Raw genomic sequence first — 21419 nt, 5'->3', positions numbered from 1 at the left:
CTGCGCACAATGAGAACTTGCATCGGAACCTTTGTTAAGGTTATCCCCTCACAAGGCTTATCTTTACAGATAGCCGGGCTTTGTTTTGTTCTTAAAGGGTTTCCAATGCTCGACAGTATGCGTGATGCCGCCAAATCCTGGGTTGCTAAGCTTCTTCTTAGCCTGCTCGTCCTCAGCTTTGCGGCTTGGGGTATTACGGATGCTTTCCAGGGCGAAATGGAAGTTGATTCAGCCATTAGCGCCGGCAGTTCAAAAGTCAGCACGACTGACTATCGTTTTGCCTATGAACAACAGCTGATGCGCCTTTCGCAGCAGTTCCGCCAGCGGCTCAATCGTGAACAGGCCCAGCAGCTCGGTGTTGATCAGCAGGTTCTGGCACAGCTTGCAGCCGGTGTGGTTCTCGATGAACAGGCCCGCAACATGCAGCTTGGTCTTTCCAAGGATGGCATTGCGCGTCTGACCGGCGAAGACCCATCATTTCAGGATGCAAGCGGCAATTTTAGCCGCGCCCAGTTTGATGCCGTTCTGCGCCAGTCAAACATCCGCCCACAGGATTACCTCGATAATCGTGCAAAAGTTGCGCGTCGCCAGCAAATCGTTGAAGCATCAACCGATGGTCTGAAAATGCCTGCGACGATGCTGAAAGCCTTGGCTCTTTATCAGGGCGAAAGCCGCAGCGCCGATTACATTACAATTCCAGCTGAAAAAGCTGATGCGGTCCCTGCCCCTTCAGATGAAGCGCTCAAAACTTATTTTGATGCGCACAAAGACGAATATAAAGCACCAGAATACCGCAAGATTACCTATGTGAAGCTTGAGCCTTCGGACATTGCCGACCCAGCCGCTGTCACACAGGACGAAATTAAAGACTATTACGAAAAGAACAAAAGCCGTTTCAGCACCACTGAAACCCGCACAATCGAACAGCTTAACTTTGCTGATGAAGCTGCCGCAAAGGCCGCGCACGAAAAAATCGCTGCTGGCACCAGCTTTGTCGATATTGGCAAGGAACAGGGCAAGAGCGAAAACGATCTCGTTCTCGGCACTTTTGAAAAGACTGCTCTTCCTGATTCCGTCATTGCGGATGCAGCATTTGCACTCAACGAAGGTGGCGTTAGTGACGTTGTAAAGGGAGCATTCGGCCCTGTTATTCTGCGCGTTACGACGGTTAATCCTGCAAGCGTCAAAGAACTTTCGGAAGTCGAAAAAGAAATTCGCGACACCGTAGCGACCAATATCGCGATCAGCAGCATTAACGGCATTCACGACTCCTACGAACAGCAGCGTTCCGAAGGTGGCAGCATGGCAGACGTTGCCAAAGGTTTGAGCCTCAAGGCTGTGTCGATCGAAGCTGTTGACGATGAAGGCAATGATCCAGCTGGCAAAGCCCTTGAGTTGCCAAACTCGGAAGCACTTCTTGCTGCTGTATTTCAGGCCGATCAAGGCTTTGACAATGATGCGCTGACACTCGGAAACTCTGGCTATCTCTGGTATCAGGTTGATGGAACGACACCGGCGCGTGATCGCACACTTGATGAAGTCAAGGATAAGGTTACAGCGGCATGGAAGGGCGAAGAAGCAGTCAAGCGTCTCAATGATCGCATGGCTGAGCTGAAAAAGCGTCTTGATGGCGGTGAAACACTCGACGCAATCGCAGCAAGTGCAGGCGTCGAAAAGCAGACCAAGCGTGGCATCACCCGCAACACCAATGATGCAGATTTCGGCTCTGCCGCAACTGCACAGATATTCCGCGGCCCGCTTAACCACACCGGCACAGCTGGCGCTGTTTCCAATGACGGACAGCTCCTCTTCAAAGTAATTGAAGTGACCGAGCCAACTGCCACTGGTCCGGAAGCTATTCCAGAGCAGCAGCAGACCTATCTCGCATCAACACTCACCGATGACGTGCTTGAACAGCTGGTCGGCGAGTTGCAGAAGCAGTACCCGGTCAAGATTAACCAGACTGCCATCAACAACGCACTGGCATTCTGATAAGCGGCGGACATAAGAGAATGGCTGACTTAAAACCCTATATCGCCAAGGCTGCCACCGGCACACCACTGTCGTTCGAGGATTCTAAAGCAGCCTTCGACATTATGATGTCCGGTCAGGCCACCCCTTCGCAGATCGGTGGCTTCCTGATGGCTCTGCGTGTTCGTGGAGAAACAGTGCCGGAGATTGCTGGTGCTGTTGCTTCCATGCGTTCCCGCATGCTGCCTGTTTCAGGATCAGAAGATGCGGTCGATATTGTTGGCACCGGCGGCGACCAGTCCGGCTCCTACAATGTCTCAACCTGTTCTGCCATTGTCGTTGCTGGTGCAGGCGTGCCGGTTGCAAAACACGGCAATCGCGCGCTCTCGTCAAAATCGGGCGCTGCTGACGCTTTGGCAGCGCTTGGTGTGAACATCGAGGCCGATGCCAACACAATTGGGCGTAGCATCACTGAAGCTGGTCTTGGCTTCATGTTCGCGCCGATGCACCATTCGGCAATGCGCCATGTGGGCCCGTCACGCGTCGAACTTGGCACCCGAACAATCTTCAACCTTCTCGGACCACTTTCAAACCCGGCTGGCGTCAAGCGTCAGCTCGTCGGCGTTTTCTCAGCCGAATGGGTAGAGCCATTAGCGGAAGTTCTTAAAACTCTTGGGTCGGAAACCGCGTGGGTCGTCTATGGCGACGGCCTTGATGAAATGACCACTTCCGGCACCACCAAAGTTGCAGCGCTCGAAAACGGCACCATCCGCACATTTGAAATTCAGCCGGAAGACGTTGGCCTTCGTCGCGTCGATATGTCTGAACTTAAAGGTGGCGATGCAGAAGTTAATGCCAAAGCACTGCTTGCAGTGCTTGAAGGCGCTCACAATGCCTATCGTGACATTGTACTGCTGAATTCCGGTGCAGCTCTGGTGATTTCCGGTAAGGCAAAAGACATTAAAGACGGCATCGCGCTCGCCGCGCAATCAATCGATAGCGGTGCAGCGCTGGCCGTTTTGCAAAAAGTTATCGCTGTATCAAACGACAAGCCGCTCTGACGGAAAGGATCACATTATGTCCACCGACATTCTGCGGAAAATTGAAGCTTATAAGCGCGAAGAAATCGCTGCTGCAAAGGCAAGCCGACCTCTCAACGAAGTCAAGGCACTGGCCAAAGATCAGTCAGCAACGCGCGGTTTTCTCAAAGCGCTCGAAGCGAAGCGCGCTGCAAACAAGTTTGCTCTCATTGCCGAGATCAAAAAGGCGAGTCCATCCAAAGGTCTTATCCGCCCGGATTTCGATCCTCCAGCATTGGCGAAAGCCTATGAAGATGGTGGTGCAGCCTGCCTTTCGGTTCTGACCGATACGCCATCCTTTCAGGGCGCACCAGAGTTTTTGACTGCTGCACGCAATGCATGCTCACTACCTGCGCTACGCAAGGATTTCCTCTTCGACACCTATCAGGTCTATGAAGCCCGCAGCTGGGGTGCAGATTGCATTCTGATCATTATGGCAAGCGTCGATGATGATCTGGCAAAAGCACTCGAAGAAACTGCTTTTGAGCTTGGTATGGATGCGCTGATCGAAGTGCATGATGAAGAAGAAACAGAACGCGCGTTGAAACTTTCGTCGCGGCTCATCGGCGTTAACAATCGTAACCTGCGTACCTTTGACGTTGATCTTGCCGTTTCCGAGCGCCTCGCAAAAATGGTGCCGTCAGACCGCCTTCTGGTGGGCGAGAGTGGCATCTTCACCCATGATGACTGCTTGCGTCTTGAGAAATCCGATATTGGCACATTCCTGATTGGCGAAAGCCTGATGCGCAAGAATGATGTGGCAAGCGCTACCCGCGAACTTCTGACCGGCAAGGTGTGAGCCATGACGGCCAAGCTGACCCATATCGACCAGACAGGTTCCGCCCATATGGTCGATGTCGGCGACAAGGCCGAAACAGACCGCGTGGCGACCGCTGAAGGCGCGGTCAGGATGAAGCCAGAAACGCTGGCACTCATTCTGGAAGGCAATGCCGCGAAGGGCGATGTTATTGGTACAGCGCGGCTCGCTGGCATTATGGCGGCGAAAAAGACGGCAGAACTTATTCCGCTTTGTCATCCGCTGATGCTGACCAAAGTGTCCGTCGAGATTGAACCTGACCAAGCGCTTCCCGGCCTGCGTATTTCGGCAACCGCAAAACTCAAAGGCCGCACCGGCGTTGAAATGGAAGCGCTGACTGCCGTCTCGGTCACCTGCCTGACGATTTATGACATGGCTAAAGCTGTCGATCGCCATATGGAAATCACCGATATTCGTGTTTCGGCAAAAAGCGGCGGCAAGTCAGGCAATTGGAAAGCCTAAGTTTTCAAACGAGAGGAAAACCCATGTCCCTGTTGCCTGTCGATGAAGCACTTGCGCGTATTCTGAATAGTGCGCAACCGCATGGTACAGAGACAATCTCGCTTTTTGAAGCAGGCGGTCGTGTCGTTGCAGAACCTGTTCAGGCCAAACTGCAACAACCTCCTTTTGATTGCTCGGCTATGGATGGCTATGCGCTGATTGCCTCTGCCAGCATTAACTATCCTCTCGATTTCACTGTCATTGGCGAATCAGTTGCTGGAAAACGCTTCGAGGGTCAGCTCAAACAAGGCGAAGCCGTACGCATTTTCACCGGAGCACCAATGCCCGATGGTGCCGATAGCATTGTCATTCAGGAAGATACGGAACGCTCGGCTGAAACACTCACCATCCTCAACGGATTAGACAAGGGTCGCCATATCCGGCGTGCAGGGCTCGATTTCGCGCCCGGCGATGTTGTGCTGCCAATTGGTCGTTCTCTTGATGCGCCTGCGCTTTCGCTTGCGGCAGCGAGCGGCAATGCAACAATTTCAGTATTCCGGAAGCCGCACGTCGCGATACTCGCTACGGGCGACGAACTTGTGCCGCCTGGAATCATTCCCGGGCCTGACCAGATCGTCGCCTCCAACAGTGTTGGCATTGCCGAGATCGTCCGTCGCGCGGGCGGCAAGCCGGAAGATCTAGGCATCATCACTGATGATCCGGAAAAAATAGAAACAGCAATCAGCGACGCTTTTTCAGATGGTATCGACATTCTGGTGACGATTGGTGGCGCATCCGTTGGAGATCGCGATTACGTTCACGGTGCGTTGCAGAATTGTGGCGTTGATCTGGACTTCTGGAAAATCGCCATGCGCCCGGGTAAACCGCTGATGTATGGACGCAAAACAATTTCTGGCAAAACTATTCACGTCATTGGCCTGCCGGGTAACCCGGTTTCAAGTCTCGTATGCAGTCTTATTTTTCTGCGCCCGCTTGTCGCGAAACTGTCTGGCACAGAGTTGAATGCAGATATTCGCCCAGCCAAGCTTGGTGAAGCTATGAAAGCCAATGACCACCGACGCGACTATGTACGCTCGACTGTCACTCAAGCATCTGACGGCACACTGATCGCAACACCCTTCCCGGTTCAAGACTCATCAATGCTTTCAGCGCTGGTTCGATCTCAGGCTTTGCTAATTAGAGATGAAAATGCCCCTGCTGCCTCCGCGGGTGACGCTTATACGGTGTTGATGCTATAAACAAGTCAGCCCCTTCTCTCGATCATTAATCATTTTAAAACCATTGCGGAACAAGAATGGAACATATAGTGTTCGTTCTGGTTTTGTTTTTATTTGATTCTGGTCCGGAGGGTATAGCGCATGTTGACCCGTAAACAGCACGAGCTTTTGCTGTTCATTCATGAACGCCTTAAAGAGACGGGCATCCCTCCGTCATTTGACGAGATGAAAGAAGCCCTCGATTTGGCTTCAAAATCGGGCATTCATCGCCTCATCACAGCTCTGGAAGAACGCGGTTTTATTCGCAGGCTTCCCAATCGTGCACGTGCGCTGGAAGTTCTTCGTTTACCTGATTCCATTGCACCTGGCTTGAACTCGCAAAAGAAGTTCGCTCCAAGCGTCATCGAAGGTAGCCTTGGCAAAGCGCCGCCACCGCCTCCACCAGCACGACCTGCGCCTGTTACGGCAAATGATGATTCTCCAGCGACTGTTTCCGTGCCGATGATGGGACGTATCGCAGCTGGTGTACCAATTTCAGCAATTCAGAATCAGACGCATTCGATTAGCCTGCCACCGGAAATGCTCGGCGCTGGCGAGCATTATGCGCTCGAAGTCAAAGGCGACTCGATGATCGAGGCCGGAATTTTTGATGGTGATACCGTCATCATTAAACGTGGTGAGACAGCCAATCCCGGCGAAATCGTTGTTGCACTCGTCGATGACGAAGAAGCAACTCTGAAACGCTTCCGCCGTAAAGGTGCATCGATTGCGCTTGAAGCAGCAAACCCTGCCTATGAAACCCGTATTTTCGGGCCAGATCGTGTGCGCGTTCAGGGTAAGTTGATCGGCCTCATCCGACGCTATTAAAATAGCTGCATATTGAGGAAACATGCACCTGACTTTGTTTCCTCTTAAGCAGTGCAATAGGTCAAAGCGGCTCTGAGAATTCCCTAGGGTTTTGTGTCGCCTCGAAGGCTCTGTTTTTATCGGTGCTAGCTTTCTTCTGATATTCGCGATCAGGAAGCCCCCTCGCCGCTCGCGAGTAGAGACGATGCAAATGCCATGGGCGCGTTGGCGCATCGACTGAAAAGGTCAGTTGATCTGTGTAGTCGGCTAAGTTGGTCGTTTTGCTTGGTGCGAAACGGAAAATTTTACTCTCTTGCGCAATACCAACTTCGTCTGACTTGGTTACAGAAGCGCTTGCGCTTGGCAGCTTATGCCCCAGTCTAAGTTCAAGAGTCCCTTTTAAGGCTAGTTCCTGTCGGTCAATCATCAGGACGCTAGAACGCTTACAGCTCAATTCTTTGCCAGCTATAGCGAGAATGACAATGTCGCCAATATTGCAGGCTGCGTCTTTCATCTCTTCATCTGCCGTGTAGGACAGCATCCGCCCGTCTCGTAGCGGGATCGTACACACCCCCTCTTCGCAAACAAAGGCTTCCTCAGCTGATACTGGTCTCTGTTTTTTTACCACCTGCGGCGGAATAAACTCATTGATCAGATAGGCTGTCTGCCAGTTCTGCGCGGTAAATTTTGGAGGCCTGCTGCGATTAACGGCGAAATTTCCGTCGGGAAGCCGCACAGCGACGAATTTCGCATCTTCACTCACAAGAATATCAGGCAGCGGTGTTTTTATAAAAACGGCAAGCCCGATAATTACGAAGGGTAGTGCCAGCCATCGCATTCGTGTTGTAAACACAACCGCTATAACAAGCGCTACTGTCCAAAGAATAAGCGTGATTGCTGGCATTACCCCGGGATTGCCATCTGGCGAAAAGCTGGCGACAAAGCTTGCAATATGTCTGACGAGTAAAACGCCGAAGCCCATAATCTGCAATGGCAACCAATCGAGATGCAGCGGCATTAATAACAGACTCAGCACGGCGAAGGGCATAACCAATATAGAAATAACGGGTAGCGCCAATACGTTTCCAACAAGACCAAACGGAGCCGTATTATTGAAATGATAAGCCGCAAAAATCCCGCTGGCCACACCTGCGACAAGAGACGTAGCTCCCGTCGCGACCGCTGGTATAAGCATTTTTGAAACCATGCCACGCGGCGCAGCGCGACGATTTTCAATCGCTGTTTGCGCTCTCGATTTCCTATCGCTCCACCAAGCAAATGCGGTAATCAAACCAGCAGTTGCCGAAAAAGACATTTGAAAGCTTGGCCCGAGAATTTCATGCGGGGAAATCGCAATCATTGCCACTGAGGCTATTGCGAGATTGCGCATACTGATCGCAGCGCGATCGGCCAACAATGCACAGAGCATTACAACAATCATCACATAGCTTCGTTGTGCAGCGACGTCAGCACCTGACATTGCCAGATAGAACGTGCAGCTTAGAAGCGAGAGAAAAGCAGCGATTTTTTTGACCGGATATCTGGCACTAAACGAAGGCGCGAGTGCGAATAAGGATCGCAGTGACATCATCACAACGCCCGCAGCCAACACCATGTGCAAACCAGAAATAGACAAGATATGCGCGAGACCCGCTTTCCGCAGATCCTCATTTGTTTCTTCACTTATTCCCGCTCGTTCTCCAGCGATAAGTGCGGCTGCGACACTCCCATCCTCACCGGAAAGCACTTCAGCAATACGCTCGGAAACATGCACCCGTAACTGAGCGATAGCGCCCGAAATTTTAGCAAGGATTTCATTCGGTGCAGGCACATCAGCGATTTTTGGAGTTCCCAAGAAAAAGCCATTTGCACCTATACCCCCGAAATAGGCATGAAAGGCAAAGTCGTAGTTTCCCGGTCGAACAGGGCCAGAAGGCACACGTAAGCGCGCAAAACCAGTCAAGCCGCTGCCAATCTCTGTTTTGGCTGGTATATCGCGCGCTGTAATCCGGATGCGTTGCGGCGAATAGCGCAGCTTGGGTCTTTGCGTTTCAAGCAAATCAAGCGTTACACGCCAACTGCCATTATCGCGGTATTCTAAGCCAACAACTCTGCCAGTGATACGCGTTGCGACCTCAGAACCTAACAATTGCGTGCTTCGTCGTTCAGTCTCGAACTTTCCCGCAACTATGCCCAATAACACCGCCAACACGAGTGTCACTGCTTGTGATATGAGGAAATATTTTCGGAATAAAAACCGTATTAAACAAACAGCTACAACAGCAGATAGAATGGGCAACCATTCAGGTTCATAAGAAAGCGTGAAATAGACAACGGCTCCCAAACCCATAAAAACGGGAAAAAGCAGGAAAAATATCCCGCGCCCTATTTCACGATTGAGCGCTGCAATCAAAAGCCGCTGTGAACCACTCAGCAGTTCCCGCGCACGCCCGGAAGGTGTCAGTTTCCTTTCCGGTAAAGCGACGGGCTGAATATCAGCTCGTTCTTTTGGTAACCACGGTTCAGGAAGCAAGGCACGAGCAAGACCTTCAGGCATGTCTTTGACAAATGCCCGCTCACTGACCTCTTGTTTTTTCCTTATGCCCGTCATGCCCCCGCCTGACTGCAAAAGTGCCCGCACCTCATCTAAAGAAGCACGTCCCAACGGTGCGAAAGAATTGGGAAACGCTTGCACACCGTGCTGCCTATGCTACATGAACCACAGTCAAAATCGAGAGGGTTCTCGCAATGAGAGTCCTTATCGCCCGTGGACTGTGAGAAAACGGGCACTACATATTCAAAATTCTGCCTCGCGCTCGGCTTCCTGCCGCAACTCAACGAGGCTCTGACACAGTGGAGCTGTTATGTCGAAACCGGTCGTAACCCGTTTTGCCCCTTCGCCCACGGGTTATCTGCATATTGGCGGAGCCCGCACGGCTCTTTTCAACTGGCTTTATGCGAAGCATACGGGCGGCAAGATGCTGCTGCGCATCGAAGATACAGACCGTGAGCGTTCTTCCGAAGCTGCAACGGCCGCCATTCTTGATGGCCTGACCTGGCTTGGCCTCGATTGGGACGGTGAACCGATTTCGCAGTTCGAACGCGCACCGCGTCACCGGGAAGTAGCAGAAGAACTCGTTGCGATCGGCAAAGCTTATTATTGCTACGCAACACCTGAAGAACTCGAAGAAATGCGCGAAAAAGCACGCGCTGAAGGCCGTCCGCCACGTTATGATGGCCGCTGGCGCGATCGTGATCCATCCGAAGCACCTGCAGGCGTGAAGCCTGTTATCCGCATTAAAGCCCCGCGCGATGGTGAAACCGTCGTTCGAGATGCTGTGCAGGGAGATGTTCGCTTTCCGAACAAGGATCTGGATGATTTCATCATTCTTCGTTCCGATGGCAACCCAACCTATATGCACGCAGTTGTCGTTGACGATCACGATATGGGCGTTACACACATCATCCGCGGCGATGACCACCTGACAAATGCTGCCCGCCAGACCGTTATTTATGACGGAATGGGCTGGGAAGTTCCGCAGATGTCGCACATTCCGCTCATTCATGGTGCCGATGGCGCCAAGCTTTCGAAGCGTCATGGTGCGCTTGGCGTCGATGCTTATCGCGCAATGGGCTATCTGCCAGAAGCACTGCGCAACTACCTCGTTCGCCTTGGCTGGAGCCACGGCGACGATGAAATCATGTCGACCGAGCAGATGGTTGAATGGTTTGACGTGACCGACATCAACAAGGGTGCAGCACGTTTTGACTTCCAGAAACTGGAAGCCATCAACGGCGTTTATATGCGCGCCAGCGATGATAAGGCTCTGTTTGACGCATTGATCGCCGTATTGCCGGAAATCGAAGGCGGTAAAGAACTGGAAGCGTCGCTTGACGAAAAGGGACGTGGGCAGCTTCTGACAGCAATGCCAGGCCTGAAAGATCGCGCGAAAACATTGGTTGAGCTTGCTGATGGTGCGAAGTTTATTTTCGCCAAACGTCCGCTCGCTTTTGATGAAAAAGCAGCTTCCCTGCTCAGTGATGAAGGCCGCGAAATCCTTAAAGGTGTTTTGCCGCATCTAGAATCAGCTGGTGAATGGACTGTTGACGCACTTGATGCGGCAGTTCGCGCGCACGCGGAAACGATTGGGCTCAAACTTGGGAAGGTTGCACAACCATTGCGCGCAGCACTCACAGGCCGTGCGACATCACCGGGTGTATTCGATGTTCTGTTCGTGCTTGGTCGCGAAGAGTCGCTTGCACGGGTAAAAGATCAAATCGTTTGAACTGTTAGCATTCACGCTGACGTGACAAAACTGGCTTAATTAGACCAAAATACGCATTGCATCGCGAAATCATTGGGATAGTTTGGCGGTCGAAATCGTTTGGATAATGCGTTGAAAAATCGGTTTCGCGCGAAAGTGCGAAACCTGTAGAAGTTGAGAAGACAAGTTATAGAGACGATTAAAATTTCAGCTGCCATGGGCAGCAAAAGTGGACACGAAAGGAAACACGATGTCAGATAAGACAGCTAGCTTTACCCTCGACGGCAAAACGTTCGACCTGCCTGTACGACAAGGCACTGTCGGGCCGGACGTTGTCGACATCGGTCCACTTTACAAAAATGCCCATGCTTTCACATATGACCCTGGATTCACTTCGACCGCTTCGTGCGAATCCAAGATCACCTACATCGATGGTGATGAAGGCGTGCTGCTTTATCGTGGCTATCCGATTGATCAGCTTGCTGAACATGGCGACTTTCTCGAAACTTGCTATCTGCTTCTTTACGGTGAGCTGCCAACAGCGACCCAGAAAGCTGACTTTGATTATCGCGTGACACGTCACACCATGATCCACGAGCAGATGACAAAGTTCTTTAGCGGCTTCCGCCGTGACGCGCATCCAATGGCGGTTATCGTGGGCTGCGTAGGCGCTATGTCGGCTTTTTACCACGACTCGACCGATATTACCGATCCGCATCAGCGCATGGTTGCTTCGATCCGCCTGATCGCAAAGGTGCCAACCCTTGCTGCAATGGCCTATAAGTATCATATCGGCCAACCATTCATGTACCCGAAGAACGATCTCGATTTTGCGTCGAACTTCCTGCACATGTGCTTCGGCGTTCCTTGCGAAGATTACAAGGTCAATCCTGTTCTCGCTCGCGCTATGGACCGCATCTTTATCCTGCATGCCGACCACGAACAGAACGCTTCGACTTCGACCGTTCGTCTTGCTGGTTCATCGGGTGCAAATCCATTTGCATGTATTGCTGCTGGCGTTGCTTGCCTTTGGGGCCCTGCGCATGGCGGTGCGAATGAAGCAGCGCTCAATATGCTTGCTGAAATCGGCTCTGTTGACCGCATTCCAGAATTCATCGCACGCGCTAAGGACAAGAATGATCCATTCCGCCTGATGGGCTTTGGTCATCGCGTTTACAAAAACTACGATCCACGCGCGAAGATCATGCAGAAGACCTGCCATGAAGTTCTCGGCGAACTCGGCATCAAGGACGATCCGCTTCTCGATGTTGCACTGGAACTGGAACGCATTGCTCTGACCGATGAGTATTTCATCGAGAAGAAGCTCTATCCAAACATCGACTTCTACTCGGGCATTACGCTGAAGGCTCTCGGCTTCCCAACCGAAATGTTCACAGTTCTGTTCGCACTCGCACGCACCGTCGGCTGGGTAGCACAGTGGAAGGAAATGATCGAAGATCCTCAGCAGAAGATCGGCCGTCCGCGTCAGCTTTATACAGGTGCTGCGGAACGTGATTACGTACCAACTGCAAAGCGCAAGTAATCACTGAATAAAAGAAAACCCCGGCAAATCGCCGGGGTTTTTGTTTTTCTAAATTTTCTAAAAATCAGCGTTTCCTGCCATTCTCAGCAAGATCAAGCAGCACTTTCGCACCGATTTCACCAGAAGGCCGATCGGTCGCCATAATCGACGTTACCTTATCAAAGCCATCAATCTGAGCCTGTCGTGATGCACTCTTCAGCATAAGCTGTTCGATATAACGCGCCAGATTGCCGGGCCGCACCGATTCATTGAAGAACTCCGGCACTACGGGCTGATCTGCAATAATATTCGGTAGAGCTGCGCTCCAGATCGTAATTCTGGAAATCAGAAACTGACGTGCGAACCAGTCAGCCTTATAAGAAAGAACCGTTGGAATATGCGACAAGGCCAGTTCCAGCGAAACAGTACCCGAAGCAGCCAAGGCTGCATCCGCGCGCGCAAAAGCATCCCATTTGGCTTCATCGCCCGTTACGATAAGCGGTTTAACAGCCCAATCCTTAGAAAGCTCACGGACCATTTCCTCGATACGTGGCAAAGTGGGCAGAATAATTTCGAGTTTTTCAAACCGCGTGGAAAGCTCGGCAACGGCTTTGCCAAATGGCTCCATGAGCATTTCGATTTCGCCGCGGCGCGAACCAGGCATCACCAGCAAACAACGTGAATCATCACTCCAGCGTGTCAACTCAAGCGCACGTTGCGCCTCTTGAACCTTTAATATCGGCTCATAACTGCTCAACCGATGACCAACATAGGTGGATTGCGGACCATTCAATCGCTGCATCACCTCAACTTCAAACGGCAATACCGTCAAGACATGATCAACATAAGCACGCATGGCTTTGGCACGCTGTGGACGCCATGCCCATACACTCGGCGCGATGTATTTTACGATTGGAATCGATGGATCAGCTGCGCGAATTTTCTTCGCAACGCGATGTGTAAATTCAGGACTATCAATCAGCAAAACGCAATCCGGCTTCTCAGCAACAATGCGCTTTGCCGTCTGTCGAATACGTAAAATCAGGCCGGGAAGGTTTTTTAAAATTGCACCAAGGCCCATAAGGGCAATCTCATGGGGGTCGAAAAAGGTCTTCAGCCCACGCTCACTTAGATGCTCACCGCCGACGCCTATAATGTCGACAAGCCGCTCTGTCTGACCACGAAGAGCATCAATCAGATCAGCGCCAAGAAGATCGCCGGACTCTTCACCGGCCACGATTGCTATTTTCAATGGCCGGCTGGTTTTGCTCACCCTGTCGTATCCTTTGTGCTTCGACTTATTGTTTCAATGAAGAGGCCCTTTTCATTGGCTGCGGCCATGGTTTCACCAAGACCCAGAATGAAAGTTCGGCCCGCTTCGATCACAATTCCCGAAAGTCCTGCTCGCGCTGCATTCTCAACCGTTGATACACCGATAGCCGGCAAATCAGCACGCTCATCTTGCCGTGGCTTCGCCATTTTAACAAGCACGCCGCCACGTTTGGATATGCGACCCGCCTGACGAAGATCGTAAACACGCTCAATCATCTGATCGGTACCTTCGGCACCTTCAAGAGCCACAACGCGTCCACCGGCAGCGATTGCGCCCTGCCCGACATCAAGCTCTCCAAGACGAAGCGCTGCTTCCATTGCAAGCGCTATATTTCGCCGCTCGCGAGCATCAGGCACCATACGCGTGATATTACGTGGTGGTATTGGCGATAATAATTCCGGCACAACTTCGTGTGCGCCAACCATCCTAAAACCATAGCGTTCAAGCAGCCGCATGAAAGCGCGCAACAGCGCATCATCACCCTGCCCCAGTGCGGTCAGAACGTAGCGCGCGGCCCTCAAAGTCGGAAGATTAAGCTTCAAATCACTAAGATGCGGGCGGTTGCGAAGCCCACCGGCAAGAACAACCTGGCTAACGCCAGCGGCACGCATGGCACGAATCAACATGCCAAAATCAATCGCCGCGATTTCCTGATGTTCGTACTCGTAAAGCGAAGCATCCGCTTCGCCCCGCAATGGAAGCACAAAAGGCGGATTTCCATCCGCCTTTAAAGCTTCGGCCACTTTGATTGGCAAAAGACCGTTACCAGCAATGATGGCAGTGCGCTTGCTCGTTATCGGACCAGCCCCGCTATCAATCGTCGTCACCGTCATTCATCGCTCCGCCTACGGATGAACCAAGCGGTGGCGTGCAATAAGCGCGCTTATTTTCCACCATGATGAACGAAATAAGATCAGCCACACCATCCGAACCCGGAAATGCGTCCAGCACATCCTGCGCGCGCTCACGAACCGGCTTGCTACGATCAAACAGCATATGCACAGCATGGCGCAGATTATGGATATCTTTGCGCTGCATACCGGAACGTTTCATGCCGATAATATTCAGGCCGCCAAGATAAGCGTGATTTCCGATTGCACTTCCGTAAGGAATAAGATCGTGGGCAAGAGCTGCCATTCCGCCAACAAAAGCATGATGGCCAACACGCGTGAACTGGTGAACAGCGGAACCGCCACCCAGAATAGCATGGTGACCGATTTCGACGTGACCGCCGATCATGACGTTGTTTGCAAAGGTAACGTGATCGCCCACATCGCAATCATGTGCGACATGCGCATAAGCAAGAAACTGGCAATTATTGCCAACGCTTGTGAAACCACGGCTGCTATCGGAGCCGCGATGCATGGTAACGCCCTCGCGCACGAGGCAATTATCACCAACAATAAGCGTGGTCGGACCACCCTTGTGCTTGCCGTTCTGCGGATCACACCCCAGAACCGCATGCGGATAGATCTTGGCATTTGCACCAAGGCGCACAGCATCGCTGATCACAACATGGCTCATCAGCTCAGAATTATCGCCAATGACGGCGCCAGACTGAACATGACAAAAAGGACCGACGGAAACGCCCTGTCCAAGTTCCACACCCTGCTCCACAAGAGCGGTAGGGTGGATAAAAGTTTCCTTCATTGAGGTACTCACGCCTTTTCTTCGGCTACGCCAACCATCGCGGCGACTTCAGCCTCGGCTACCTTTACGCCATCAACTTCCGCCACGCATTCATATTTAGAAATATTTCCGCGCTGTTTAACCTTCTTCACGTGAAGGTGAAGCTGATCGCCTGGAACCACTGGACGGCGGAACTTGGCTTTGTCGATTGTCATGAAATAAACAAGGCTCGGTGCGTCAGAACCTTTGTTAAGAACGGTGATGGCACCGGCAGTCTGTGCCATGGCTTCAATGATCAGAACGCCCGGCATAATCGGCTTTTCCGGGAAATGACCGGTAAAATGCGGTTCGTTGATCGTAACGTTCTTAATGCCAGTAGCTGATTGATCACCATCAATATTAATGATGCGGTCGATCAACAAAAACGGATAACGATGCGGGAGCGCACGCAAAACAGCCTGAATGTCTGCGGTTTCCAGCTTCTGATTAGCTTCACTCATCAGAGGATTGCTCCTTTCTTGGTTTCCCGATGCTCCGGATATTCGCGATATCGCGGAACCATTGTTTAATAGGTCGAGCTGGGACGCCCCCCCAACGCTCGCCATCGGGTATGTCATTCATTACGCCGCTTCCAGCAGCAATCTGCACGCGAGAACCGATAACCACATGATCGGCAAGCCCAACGCTACCACCGATCATCGTCTGATCACCAATAACAACACTTCCTGAAATGCCACAAAGTGCGGCTACAACGCAAAAGCGGCCAAAGCGCACGTTATGTGCGATCTGCACAAGATTATCGATCTTAGTGCCCTCACCGATGAAAGTGTCGCTTAAAGCGCCGCGATCAATCGTTGTGTTCGCACCAATCTCGACATCATCCTGAAGAATAACACGGCCAAGCTGCGGTACTTTTTCAAGACCACGCGGACCCGGCACATAGCCAAATCCATCCTGCCCAATGCGAACACCCGGGTGCAAAGACACGCGATTTCCGATCAAGGCAAACTGAACGGTTACGCCTGGCGCTATATAGCTATCGCGACCAATCTGACAGCCGGCACCAATAACAGCAGTTGCCGCGATCAGCGTGCCAGAGCCGATGGTTACATCTTTACCAATCGAAGCGCCTGCTTCGATGGTAGCACCATCTTCAATCTTAGCTGTCGGATGAATGAAAGCAGCGGGTGAAACACCCGTTTCACCAAGCCAGCTTTGCGGACGCACCGAAATAGGAAACAGCATCCGGCCAACGGATGAGAAATCACGCTGAGGATATCGTGTTACGAGAACAGCAACATCAGAAGGAACGCTATCCGCGACATCTTCCGAGCATAAAACAGCGGCAGCTTTTTTACCGGCCAACGTCGCGGCGTTCTTTTTCCCATCAACGAAAACAAGTGCATCAGCACTCGCATCATTGACTGATGACAAACGCGCAACAGAACGCGGTGCAAGCTTCGGGTTGCGAAGGCTTGCACCGGTGAAATCTGCTATATCGCCGATCGTGAGTTCACGAGAAGGCTTGAAGAAATTTGGATCTGCCATCTAAGCACTTTCTTGCCCGGGGCATGTCTGCCCCGGGAAAAGGCAAATCTATTAGAACTTGGTCGAAACGCCGAAGTTGAAATTCTGAACCTTATCGGAATCAGCCTTCGAAACAGGAAGCGCATAGTCGAAGCGCAGAGGACCAAATGGCGAAGCCCACATCAGGCTGACACCGACAGAAGAACGGATCTTCTTGTCGTCGCCCGAAATATCTGGCGTGTTGTTACCATAAAGCGTTGCGGCGTCTGCAAAGAATGCACCACGGATGCCAAGGCTATCTGGAACGAGTGGCATTGGGAACTGCACTTCAGCTGTCGCATTGAAGTACGTCGTACCACCAAGCCAATAACGGTTGCCGTTAGTTCCGTTAGCATCCTGATAAGGGCCAATGCCGTTGAACTTAAAGCCGCGGATCATATCAGAGTTGTTCTTGAACAAATCAAAGATACGGACACCATCATTGCCAAATTCGTGGATATAACCGCCACCTACACCCAGCATACCGACGATATCGGCTTCCTGAGCAAGAGTCTGGTAGTAGTTACCCTTGAAAGTTGTCTTGATGTACTTCGCGTCGCCACCGAGACCAGCAAATTCCTGATTGAACTTCGCATAAATGCCATCATGCGGATTCTTCATGTCATCGATGGAATTATAGGTCAGCGAGTAGCTAATTGAAGAACGAATCCAAGGGCTATGATCAGCAGCTTCAATCAGTGCTGGCGCATAGTAATCACTTAGAACGTTACCGTCGTTATCCGTGTAAAGCTTATACTTTTCCTGCACGAGGTTGTAAGCAAGACCAGCCGAGAAGTTATCGGTGATCGGCAGGCCGAAACGAATCGTTCCACCTGTCTGCTCAACATCGTAACGACCACCACTGCTGACGCGGTATGAACGACGGAATACGTCGAAACCGGCCGACATGCGATAACCGAGGAAATAAGGCTCAGTAAACGAAAGCGCGTAGTTACGCATTTCATCCTGACCAGCACCCGCGCTGATACGAACGAACTGACCACGACCGAGGAAGTTACGCTCGGTGATCGCAGCTTCAACCTGCGCGCCCGGAGAATCACCACCTGTTGTGTAACCACCACCGATGGAGAATTCACCGGTCGACTTTTCGACAACATCAACAATCAGAACAACCTGATCAGGCTCTGCACCCGGAGCGGTTGAAACATTGACCGTCTGGAAGAAATCAAGCGCTTCAAGACGACGCTTTGCGCGCTGAACCATGACCTGATTGAAGGCATCGCCTTCGTTCATGTCGAATTCGCGACGGATGACGTAATCGCGGGTCTTGTCGTTGCCACGGATTTCAATGCGCTCAACATAAGCGCGTGGACCCTGATCAACGCTATAAACAACCGAGATTGTGTTGTTTTCGAAGTTACGATCACCGCGTGGCTCGACCTTCGCAAACGCATAACCGCTACCAGCGACGTTTTCGGTGATCGCAGTAACCGAGTCTTCAACTTCCTTGGCGCTGTAAGCCTTGCCCGAGCGGGTCTTTACGAGGCCATTGAGCGCCTGCGTATCAACACCTTCAACGGTGCTTTCAACAGAAACATCACCGAAGTTATAGCGATTACCTTCATCAACATTGATGGTGATCGTGTATTCATTGGTCGAAGGATCAAGCGTCGCGTTTGAAGACAAGACGCGGAAATCTGCATAACCACGGTTGTAGTAGAAACGACGCAGCGCTTCTTCGTCAGCCTGCAAACGGCCTTCATCGTAAACGTCATTACGGGTCAACCACGACAGCGGGTTCGAACGCTTGGTGGAGATGACATCGCGCAGACGGCGCGAACCGTAAGCATTGTTACCGACAAAATTAATGTCAGCGATCTTGGTACGGCCACCTTCCGTGATCTCATAGACCACATTGACACGGCCCTGACCGAGATCAACGGTACGAGCATTTACGATCGCATCGCTGCGTCCGATATGCGCGTAGGCACCCTTGATGGCTTCCTTATCGGCTTCCATGGTTGCAGCATCATAAGGCGAACGCGCCTTGAGCTGAACAGCACGTGCCAGATCAGGATCTTTAATCTTCTTGTTGCCCTGGAACAGGACGTTATTGACGACCGAGCGCTCATCAACATGAACAACGAGCGTGCTGCCAGACTGGTTGATGCGAACATCAGAGAACAGGCCCATAGCGTAAAGACGCTTTACAGCTTCATCAATGTCATTAGCGTTGAAAGCTTTGCCCGGCTGAATGCCGATATTATCACGGACCGTCTGCGCATCAACACGCGCGTTGCCGCGCACTTCAATGCGATTGACAACAGCAGCATGAGCAGCAGTGACCGATGCAAGAGAAAGCGCAGCCGAACCTGAAGCTACCAGAGCAACTGACATGGCGAGCGCTGAAGCGGCACCAAAGAATTTAGAACTTGCCGTCATGGGCTTTCCGAACCTTCGTTTTTTCTGTCCCCGGGGCGAATTTCCCAGAAATGCACGTACAGATACAACCGTAATAGCCGGTTTTTCTATACAAGCAAGCGTCGCGGTTAAAATCTGTTTACTTAAGCAACCAGCGTGGCATCCGTGCCACGCGATTTAATACTTATGGTAAACAAAACACTACGCTTTTCCAGTCCTCACTCCAAAACTTCATTTCTGATTAACACCTCTACACAGCTTTTGGCCAGAGAGGTGCTTATGCGGTAGAGAGCCTCACCAAATTCATGGCGAGACCCAGTTTCCCGTCAAATATCCGGGAAGTGATCTAGCAGGCAAAGAGGTCGTTGAAAAGTACGAAACCCATAAAACCCATAACTACGAGGAAGCCTACGCGATAAAAAAGTTCCTGTGCGCGAACCGACACCGGACTGCCCTTAATCGCTTCCACAGCATAGAAAACCAGATGCCCACCATCGAGCGGCGGCAGTGGAAACAGGTTCAAAAGCCCGATACCAATGGAAAGCATCGCTGTCAGCTGGATAAGCCAGTCAAATCCCTGACTTGCAGCCTTACCCGCCATATTAGCAATCTTTACCGGACCACCAAGCTGGCACTTGTCTTCACGGCCAACAGCGAAGCGCTGAAAAAACTCACCCGTGCGGCTGATAATATGACCAGTTTCTACAATAGCCTGTCCGACTGATTCGAGCGGGCCATATTCAATCCGGCGAAAATTACCGACCGCTTGCGTGGTTTCAACGCCGATAGCGCCCATCTTAACATTGTTGCCAAGCGGGTCTGTACGTTCGACGAGCGCAGGTGTTGCTTTCAGGTCTACCATCTTACCGCCGCGTTCAACGGTAAAGTCCAGCTCGTCACCAGAGCGACCAGACACAATCCGCTGCACGTCCGAAAAAGTCGTAACTTTCTGTCCTTCGACGCTGATAAAACGGTCGCCCGGTTCAAAACCTGCCGCAGCCGCAGGACTGTTTGGCTGCACGCCCGCGACAAGTGGGTCAGCAATCTGTCGGCCATATATCGCGAAGAACACGCTGAAGATGACAACGGTCAGAATAATGTTGAATGCAGGGCCCGCAAAAACAGTCGCGGCACGCTTCCAGACGGGCTGCCCGGGGAACGCTCTACTCTGCTCTTCAGCGGAAAGATTGGAAATATCAACACCAACCGGCGAGCTCGTGGCGTCTTCATCTCCGATGAATTTGACGTAGCCACCGAGAGGAATCGCGGAAAGCTTCCAGCGCGTGCCATGCTTATCAGTAAAGCCTATAAGTTCGGGGCCAAAGCCAATGGAAAATGCACTCGCGCCAATGCCGCACCAGCGACCGACGAGATAATGCCCCATTTCATGCACAAAAACGACGACCGTCAGTACAAACAGAAATGGAATTATGGTTCCCACAAGCAGACTTTCGCTGCCGATAAAAAAGGCGAGAGCCTCCTGCAAATTACCACTCCTACAAATTTACTTGCGGTCAGAAACTAAAGAAGATGGCTGATGGCACGTCAGGTTCAGCCATAACTGCACCGAACAGGTATAAAAGAGCTGCTGCTGCAACCAGCCCATCAACGCGATCCAGCACTCCGCCATGTCCCGGCAGGAGACGGCCCGAATCTTTTGCACCAAACTGTCGCTTTACCCATGATTCTGCCAGATCGCCGATCTGAGAAATGATGGACAACAACAATGCCAATAATGGCACAATCCAACTACCCGGCGCGGCAACAAGCGATGCAACGAGAATACCACCGGCAACCGCCGCAGCCGCTCCGCCAAGCGCACCTGACCATGTTTTATTCGGCGAAAAGCGTGGTGCAAGCTTAGGACCACCCAAAGCGCGCCCATTGAAATAGGCTGCAATGTCCGTTGACCAGACCACGGCGAAAAGAAAACAGATAGCTGTAAAGCCAAACGGCTCATCGCCACGCAGCAGCGAAAGCGAAATTGCAGAAAAGCCAGCGTAGAAAAGACCGGTTGCAGGCCATCCGCGACCATTCTTCCACTGTGTAATCAAGAGAACAATCGTACCCACGGCCAGCACGCCAATGGTAAATAAGGCACCGCGATCAAGAATCAGAAGAATAGACGTAAGGATTAACCAGCCCCAGCCAAACAGGCGGGAAAATGACGTCTGCTTGGTCGCACTCAGCTCCGTCCACTCGTAAAACATCGCAAGGCCAATAGCGATTGCGAAAAGCGTGAAGCCAAGCCCACCAACCCAAGTTAGCCAAAGAGCAACGGCTCCAAGAACGATCGCGGTCAGAATACGAGTTTGCAGATTTGACATTGA

17 protein-coding genes are annotated in these 21419 nt (G+C 51.8%); 8 read left to right on the top strand and 9 right to left on the bottom strand.

Annotated features, from left to right (window positions below; all coding sequences use genetic code 11):
* Nucleotides 1–105: 105 nt before the first annotated feature.
* The 6 genes from J2782_RS02745 to lexA all read left to right on the top strand — a co-directional run bounded on the left by J2782_RS02745 (nt 106) and on the right by lexA (nt 6413).
* Nucleotides 106–1992 (top strand): peptidyl-prolyl cis-trans isomerase, encoded by a 1887-nt coding sequence (locus J2782_RS02745; protein WP_310010027.1) that lies wholly within the window; start codon nt 106–108, stop codon nt 1990–1992.
* A gap of 20 nt (nt 1993–2012) precedes the next feature.
* Entirely contained in the window at nt 2013–3032 is a 1020-nt protein-coding gene (gene trpD / locus J2782_RS02740; RefSeq protein ID WP_310010026.1) for an anthranilate phosphoribosyltransferase, read from the top strand.
* Nucleotides 3033–3048: 16 nt separating this feature from the next.
* Nucleotides 3049–3849 (top strand): indole-3-glycerol phosphate synthase TrpC, encoded by an 801-nt coding sequence (gene trpC / locus J2782_RS02735; RefSeq protein WP_310010025.1) that lies wholly within the window; start codon nt 3049–3051, stop codon nt 3847–3849.
* A 3-nt stretch (nt 3850–3852) separates the two neighbouring features.
* Entirely contained in the window at nt 3853–4329 is a 477-nt protein-coding gene (gene moaC / locus J2782_RS02730) for a cyclic pyranopterin monophosphate synthase MoaC (RefSeq protein WP_310010024.1), read from the top strand.
* Between the two features lie 23 nt (nt 4330–4352).
* Nucleotides 4353–5567 (top strand): molybdopterin molybdotransferase MoeA, encoded by a 1215-nt coding sequence (locus J2782_RS02725; RefSeq protein ID WP_310010023.1) that lies wholly within the window; start codon nt 4353–4355, stop codon nt 5565–5567.
* A 120-nt stretch (nt 5568–5687) separates the two neighbouring features.
* Nucleotides 5688–6413: a transcriptional repressor LexA gene (lexA, locus tag J2782_RS02720; protein ID WP_310010022.1), complete on the top strand. Its 726-nt coding sequence runs from the start codon at nt 5688–5690 to the stop codon at nt 6411–6413.
* Between the two features lie 61 nt (nt 6414–6474).
* Here the strand turns inward: lexA and J2782_RS02715 are convergent, their stop codons facing one another.
* Nucleotides 6475–9003, bottom strand: coding sequence for a ComEC/Rec2 family competence protein (locus J2782_RS02715; RefSeq protein ID WP_310010021.1), 2529 nt, complete (start codon nt 9001–9003; stop codon nt 6475–6477).
* Nucleotides 9004–9256: 253 nt separating this feature from the next.
* Here J2782_RS02715 and gltX point away from each other — a divergent pair, with 253 nt between their 5' ends.
* Complete coding sequence (gltX, locus tag J2782_RS02710; RefSeq protein WP_310010020.1) at nt 9257–10678, top strand: glutamate--tRNA ligase; 1422 nt, start codon at nt 9257–9259, stop codon at nt 10676–10678.
* A gap of 229 nt (nt 10679–10907) precedes the next feature.
* Entirely contained in the window at nt 10908–12200 is a 1293-nt protein-coding gene (gltA, locus tag J2782_RS02705; RefSeq protein WP_250040897.1) for a citrate synthase, read from the top strand.
* Between the two features lie 64 nt (nt 12201–12264).
* Here the strand turns inward: gltA and lpxB are convergent, their stop codons facing one another.
* The 8 genes from lpxB to J2782_RS02665 form a co-directional block, all read right to left on the bottom strand.
* On the bottom strand, nt 12265–13452 hold the full coding sequence (gene lpxB, locus J2782_RS02700) for a lipid-A-disaccharide synthase (RefSeq protein WP_310010018.1): 1188 nt from the start codon (nt 13450–13452) through the stop codon (nt 12265–12267).
* Nucleotides 13449–14345 (bottom strand): LpxI family protein, encoded by an 897-nt coding sequence (locus J2782_RS02695; protein WP_310010017.1) that lies wholly within the window; start codon nt 14343–14345, stop codon nt 13449–13451. Before J2782_RS02695 ends, lpxB begins: the two co-directional genes overlap by 4 nt.
* Complete coding sequence (lpxA, locus tag J2782_RS02690) at nt 14326–15162, bottom strand: acyl-ACP--UDP-N-acetylglucosamine O-acyltransferase (RefSeq protein WP_310010016.1); 837 nt, start codon at nt 15160–15162, stop codon at nt 14326–14328. The genes J2782_RS02695 and lpxA overlap by 20 nt, the downstream gene beginning before the upstream one ends.
* A gap of 8 nt (nt 15163–15170) precedes the next feature.
* On the bottom strand, nt 15171–15641 hold the full coding sequence (gene fabZ / locus J2782_RS02685; protein WP_310010015.1) for a 3-hydroxyacyl-ACP dehydratase FabZ: 471 nt from the start codon (nt 15639–15641) through the stop codon (nt 15171–15173).
* Complete coding sequence (gene lpxD / locus J2782_RS02680; RefSeq protein ID WP_310010014.1) at nt 15634–16689, bottom strand: UDP-3-O-(3-hydroxymyristoyl)glucosamine N-acyltransferase; 1056 nt, start codon at nt 16687–16689, stop codon at nt 15634–15636. Before lpxD ends, fabZ begins: the two co-directional genes overlap by 8 nt.
* A gap of 51 nt (nt 16690–16740) precedes the next feature.
* Entirely contained in the window at nt 16741–19110 is a 2370-nt protein-coding gene (gene bamA / locus J2782_RS02675) for an outer membrane protein assembly factor BamA (RefSeq protein WP_310010013.1), read from the bottom strand.
* 325 nt (nt 19111–19435) lie between these two features.
* Complete coding sequence (rseP, locus tag J2782_RS02670) at nt 19436–20575, bottom strand: RIP metalloprotease RseP (protein ID WP_310010011.1); 1140 nt, start codon at nt 20573–20575, stop codon at nt 19436–19438.
* 28 nt (nt 20576–20603) lie between these two features.
* Nucleotides 20604–21416: a phosphatidate cytidylyltransferase gene (locus J2782_RS02665; RefSeq protein WP_310010010.1), complete on the bottom strand. Its 813-nt coding sequence runs from the start codon at nt 21414–21416 to the stop codon at nt 20604–20606.
* Nucleotides 21417–21419: the final 3 nt, after the last annotated feature.

Origin of the sequence: Brucella pseudogrignonensis (assembly GCF_031454375.1) — a bacterium.
Classification (GTDB): domain Bacteria; phylum Pseudomonadota; class Alphaproteobacteria; order Rhizobiales; family Rhizobiaceae; genus Brucella; species Brucella pseudogrignonensis_A.
Note: the sequence above shows the minus strand (reverse complement) of the source record. Positions and strands in the feature narration are given on the sequence as shown.